This is a genomic window from Lacisediminihabitans sp. (genome assembly GCF_036404185.1).
GTDB lineage: Bacteria > Actinomycetota > Actinomycetes > Actinomycetales > Microbacteriaceae > Lacisediminihabitans.
Genome location: NZ_DASWPB010000014.1, coordinates 1 through 5,243, shown reverse-complemented (window position 1 = coordinate 5,243; position 5,243 = coordinate 1). Strand labels below are relative to the sequence as shown.

Genomic DNA, 5,243 nt, shown 5'->3' with positions numbered 1-5,243 from the left:
CCGATCTCGATCTCGTCGTCGCCGAGCTCGAACAGCGGCGACCCCTTCGCCGGCGGGATGCAGGCGGTGAGCGCGAGCCCCATGGTGCGGGTGACCGAGTTCACCTTCTCGCCGATGCGGACGACCTCGTCGAGGTCGGCGCCCTCCTCGGAGGCGGCGCCGACCGCCTTCATGACAAAGAAGTTCCCGGCGACACCGCGCCTGCCGACCGTGTACGTGGAATCCTGCACCGAGACGTCGTCGTCGATGAACAGGGTCTTGACGTTCAGACCGTCCGCCTGGCTCATCTCCTGGGCCATGTCGAAGGCCATTCGATCCCCGGTGTAGTTGTTGACCAGCAGCAGGACCCCCTTCGGGGAGGCGAGCAGTTTCGTGGTCTCGTAGACGTAGTCCATCGGCGGTGCGGAGAAGACGTCGCCCGGGCACGCGCCGTCGAGCATCCCTCTGCCGACCGTCATGACGTGGGCGGGCTCGTGGCCGGAGCCGGAGCCCTGGATGATCGACACCTTGTCCTGACGCGGCGCATCCGAGCGCATGATCAGGTTGTACTCCGGCACGTACCTGAGCGTGTCCGGATTGGCCAGTGCGAGGCCCTTGAGCATCTCGGAAACGTAGTTCTGCGGGTCGTTGACGAACTTCTTCATGATGTGTGTCACTCCATTGTTCACTGAGGGGTTGTGTTGGAAGGGGTCAGGGCTTCGTCGCCCAGACGGAATCGAGTCGCTCGAGGATGACGGCCACGGCCACCGCGCCGGCGTCCGGGGAGCCGATGCTGCGTTCGCCGCTGTAGCTCGCGCGACCGCGTTTGGCGATCATCGTCGTGGTCGCGTCCGCGGCCTCGCGGGCCGCGGACGCCGCGGCGGAGATCGTCTCTGCCGCGTTGGCCCCGGATGCGACGGAGCGCTCGATCGCGTCGGTCATGGGAACCAGGGCGTCCAGCAGGGTCTTGTCGCCGACGTCGGCGTTTCCGCGCGCCTTGATGCCCTCGATCGCCGAGCGGAGCATGGCAACGACGTCCTCGCCGGAGATGTCGCCCCGGCCCTTGAGGACGGCGGCCGCGCGGATGAACGCGGTTCCCCAGATCGGGCCGGAGGTGCCGCCGATGCGGCCGGTGATCGCCACGGCGACCTTCTGCAGGAAGGTGCCCATGTCGCTGCGGTCGTAGGAGTCCCAGTCCTTGATCACCACCTCGAAACCGCGGGCGAGCGAGTAGCCGAAGTCGCCGTCTCCGACGACGGAGTCCAGGTCTCCGAATTGTTTCTCGTTGTCGATGCAGGTCTGCGCGATGGTCCTCACGACGAACTCGAGATCGGCGAAGTCGGTGGTGGTCATTGTTCCTCCGTGGGGGTTGGCGGGGCGGGCGGATGCGGGCGGGTGATCACCCGCTCGAGGTCGTCCAGCCGGACGAGGCGGCCCGGATGGATGTCCAGCGGATCCGCGAGGACGGTGGCGGGCGATCCCTCGTCGCCGAGCGAGTCGAGGACCAGGGATGCGCCGGTGAAGTCCTCCCCGACCGTGTAGGTGCTCACGGTGACGACCGTACGCAGCCCGGCGGCGACCGCCGCGCGCAGGCCGCCGCCGCTGTCCTCCACCACGACCGCCGTCTGCGGGTCGGCACCGAGCTGTTCCAGGGCGAACAGGTAGATGTCCGGGGCCGGCTTCTTGTGCGCCACCACGTCGCCGGCGTAGAGCCCGAAGCGCGCTGCGAGCTCGGGGCCAACGGTGTGTTCGAGCACCGCGCGCACCGACGGCTCGGCCGAGGTGGAGGCGACGGCGAGCTGCCAGCCGGCCGACGCGGCCTCCGCGGCGAGGCGCGCGACGCCGGGACGTGCGGGCAGCCTGCCCTCGTCGACCAGCGCGGTGTAGATGGCGGTCTTCCGCCGGTGCCACCGCGCGAGCACCTCGCGCTGGCCCTCCGGATCGGTCGGCAGGCCGTTGGCGGCGACGAAATCGGGGGTCAGAAGACTCGCCATGCGTTCCTTGCCTCCGCCGATCTTCACCTTCTGGGCGTACTCCGTCTCGCTCCACTGCACCGGGAGGCCGAACTCGCGGAAGGTCTGGTTGAAGGCGGGCAGGTGTCCGGCCCGCTCCGTGTCGGCCAGCACCCCGTCGCAGTCGAAGATCAGGGCGGGCATGTCACCACGCCTTGCCCGCGCTGCCGAATTTCGCGGCGAGGCCGGTGGTGAGGGCGACCACGTCGGCTCGCACGTGGGAGAACAGGGACGGCGGGTCCCAGCTGTTCCGCTCCTCCGCGGTCCTGAGGAAGGCGAGGTTCGACGTCATGTAGGCGATCTTGAGGTCCGTCGAGATGTTGACCTTGGCGCATCCGCGGGCGATCAGGTCGGTGAACTGGTCGTCGGTCATGCCGCTGCCGCCGTGCAGCGCGATCGGCACCCCCGTCGCCTCGATGAGCTCGGTCACCCGCTCGACGTCGAGGTCGGGCTTGGCGGAGTAGACGCCGTGCGCGTTTCCGATCGAGGGCGCGAAGACGTCGACGCCCGTCTCCCGGATGAATCCGAGCGCCGTCTCCAGCGACTGACGCCGGGACTCGGTATCGCTGCCGATGCCGTCCTCGACGCCCCGGATCGACTCAATCTCGCCCTCGACGTGCGCTCCGTGGGCGCGGGCCTCCGCGACGACCTCGACTGTCTGTCGCTGGTTCTCCTCGACCGGCAGGGTGGAGGCGTCGAACAGCACCGAGTTCCAGCCGCGGTCGAGGCACCGCGTGATGACCTCCCGCTCCGGGCAGTGGTCGAGGTGCAGCGTGACCGGCACCTCGATGCCCGCGGTCATCGAGGTCCACATCGCGAAGAGCACGTCGTAGCCGATGGACCTCACGGTCTTCACCGAGGTCTGCACGATCAGCGGCGATCTCGCCTCGACCGCCCCGGCCAGGACGGCCTCCAGGGTGAGGTCGTTCACGATGTTCACGGCCGGGACGCCGTATCGGGCATCGAACGCCCTGTCCACGATCTCCTTCAACGACACAACAGCCACGGGGGCCTCCTCGTCCTCTTCGGCCAAGGCTAGGCGGGAGCGCACCGGCTCGAAATGGGGGATTCCCCCACCGGGCCGGTAGGGGCCCGACTGGGGGATGCCGCGGACTCCTTCAGGCGAGCGAGCCGTCCTGGGGGCGGTGCAGCAGCACGCGGCGATTGGCTGCGCCGGTCTTGCGCAGGATCGAGCCGACGTGCTTCTCCACCGTCTTCACCGAGATGTCGAGCGACGTGGCGATCTGCTTGTACGGCAGCCCCCGCTCCACGAGTGCGCGCACCTCGCGCTCGCGTCCCGTGAGGAGCTCGTGGCCGGCACCGGCCGAGCTGCTGAAGAGCTCCGCCGTCATCAACGAGTCTCCGCGGGCGGCGGCGACGACCGCGCGGGCGAGCCCGGCGGCATCCACGTCCCGGTTCACAAAGCCCACGGCGCCGCCCTGCGCCGCCTCGCGCACGCCGTCGTCGGAGACGGAGTCGACGAGGAGCATGACCGCGGCGTCGGGATCGAGCGCGCGGAGGTAGGCGGTGAGACGCACACCGTCGATGTGCGGCATCCGCAGGTGCGTCAGGACGACGTGCGGATGCAGCAGCCGGTAGGCATCGACCACCTGTGTGGAATCCGCGACCTCGCCGACGACCTGGATGTCCGGCTCGGCCAGGGCGAGCATCCGCACCAACCCGGCCCGGATCACGGGGCTGTCGTGGACGACGAGCACCCGCCAGCGCGACCGGCTCTGATCGACGGGTTGGGCGCCGGTCGTGGGGATCTCGGCGCGGATGCGGGTGCCCCATCCCAGAGTGGAGTCCACCACGACGGACCCGCCGAGATGTCTGGCACGGGCGACGAGCCCGTGCAGGCCGAGACCACGGGACATCCGCCCGGGGCCGCCGAGCGAGAGTGCCCCGGGATCGAAGCCCCGCCCGTCGTCCTCGATCAGGACCGCGACGCTGTCCGCGCCGTAGACGAGGCCGACCCGCACCGTGCGTGCCCCGGCATGCTCGATCACGTTCGTGAGCGCCTCCTGGGTGATCCGGAACAGCTGCCGCGAGCGATCGGGGTCGATCGGCACGGGCTCGCCGATGGCGACCAAGTGGGTGGCGATCGCCGTCATGCTCTCGACCCAGGCCAGCTCGAGCGAGACGGCCTCGCCGAGCGAGTGACCGTCCAGGAGTTGCGGACCGAGCCCGAGAACGGTCCGGCGGGTCTCGGTGAGGCCGGCGCGGGCGGATGCGCGGGCCTCATCGACGGCCGTGTGCGCGGGCGAACCCCGGTCGAGCCCGCGGTCGGCGTCCTCCAGGTGGAGCAGCACCCCGGCGAGGGCGCGGCCGACCGTATCGTGCACGTCGCGGAGCATCCGTTCGCGCTCGGCCATGACCGCGGCGTCGCGGGTGCGCTCGTCGGCGAGTGCGTGCAGCCGGGCGTTGGTGATGGCTATGCCCGCGTGGGTGGCGAAGAGCTCGAGAAGGGCGATCTCCGAGGTGCTGAAGCGCCGCCCCGGCTCCCTGCTGAACACGACGCAGGTGCCGATGATCGATCCGTTCCAGCGGATGGGCACCCCGATGACGCCGTGAAGGAGGCTGCGCTCGGGCAGGGGGATGTGACAGCCGGGCACCTCGGAGTACTCGTCGAAGGTCACGGGCCTTCGCTGCCGCACCACCTCACCGGTCACCCCCTCGTCGAGGGGGAAGGTGCGGCCGGACTGACAGCCGACGCCGAGGTCGACCTCCTTCCGATAGGTGCCGGCGACCTCGTCGACCGTGCAGATGGAGCCGCTGTCACAGCCGAGGAGCTCCATGGAATGGTGCAGGATGCGCTCGAGCAGCGGTTCGAGCCAGAACTGGCCGGCCAGGTCTCCCGCCATCGCTGCCAGGGTGTCCACGTCGAGCTGGATCTGTTCGGGGAGCTGCGTTTTCTCGTCCATTGGTCCGCCTCACGAATGCTCACGGACGGCGACGTTGCCGTCAAGGTTTTATCCTCATCCGGCGACCCTGGATAAATCCAGAGTCGTCGCCCGCTTTTCCTGGACGGGCGATGTCATCCCGGAGAACGACACGAGTACGGCCGGTGTCGGATGCGCGGAGCCCGTCGCCTCGTTAGCGTGGTGCCATGTCGCATCAACCGTCCTCGTCACCCGTCGAGAAGACGCCGGGGGCCTCTGGCGAATCCGGGATGCGCGCGGCGCTGCGGCGCTTCCGGGCCAGGATCGAGACGCGTCCCCGGGTGAGGCTGGCCTATCGGCTCGCCGTCGG

Annotated in this window: 5 protein-coding genes; all 5 read right to left on the bottom strand. The window is 69.6% G+C overall.

Annotated features, from left to right (window positions below; genetic code table 11):
* Positions 1-644, bottom strand: a 644-nt coding sequence (locus tag VGC18_RS00800; RefSeq protein ID WP_331093224.1) for a dihydroxyacetone kinase subunit DhaK, incomplete at its 3' end; no start/stop codon positions are given.
* 46 nt (positions 645-690) lie between these two features.
* Entirely contained in the window at positions 691-1,332 is a 642-nt protein-coding gene (gene dhaL, locus VGC18_RS00795) for a dihydroxyacetone kinase subunit DhaL (RefSeq protein ID WP_331093222.1), read from the bottom strand.
* Positions 1,329-2,135 (bottom strand): HAD-IA family hydrolase, encoded by an 807-nt coding sequence (locus VGC18_RS00790; RefSeq protein WP_331093220.1) that lies wholly within the window; start codon positions 2,133-2,135, stop codon positions 1,329-1,331. Before VGC18_RS00790 ends, dhaL begins: the two co-directional genes overlap by 4 nt.
* Position 2,136: 1 nt before the next feature.
* Positions 2,137-2,997, bottom strand: coding sequence for a class II fructose-bisphosphate aldolase (locus tag VGC18_RS00785; protein WP_331093218.1), 861 nt, complete (start codon positions 2,995-2,997; stop codon positions 2,137-2,139).
* 112 nt (positions 2,998-3,109) lie between these two features.
* Positions 3,110-4,915: a response regulator gene (locus tag VGC18_RS00780; RefSeq protein ID WP_331093216.1), complete on the bottom strand. Its 1,806-nt coding sequence runs from the start codon at positions 4,913-4,915 to the stop codon at positions 3,110-3,112.
* Between the last annotated feature and the right edge of the window lie 328 nt (positions 4,916-5,243).

What these genes read in the sequence shown, in the direction of transcription:
- VGC18_RS00780 (WP_331093216.1), bottom strand. Translation starts at nt 4,915, where the DNA reads ATGGACGAGAAAACGCAGCTCCCCGAACAGATCCAGCTCGACGTGGAC.
- dhaL (WP_331093222.1), bottom strand. Translation starts at nt 1,332, where the DNA reads ATGACCACCACCGACTTCGCCGATCTCGAGTTCGTCGTGAGGACCATC.
- VGC18_RS00790 (WP_331093220.1), bottom strand. Translation starts at nt 2,135, where the DNA reads ATGCCCGCCCTGATCTTCGACTGCGACGGGGTGCTGGCCGACACGGAG.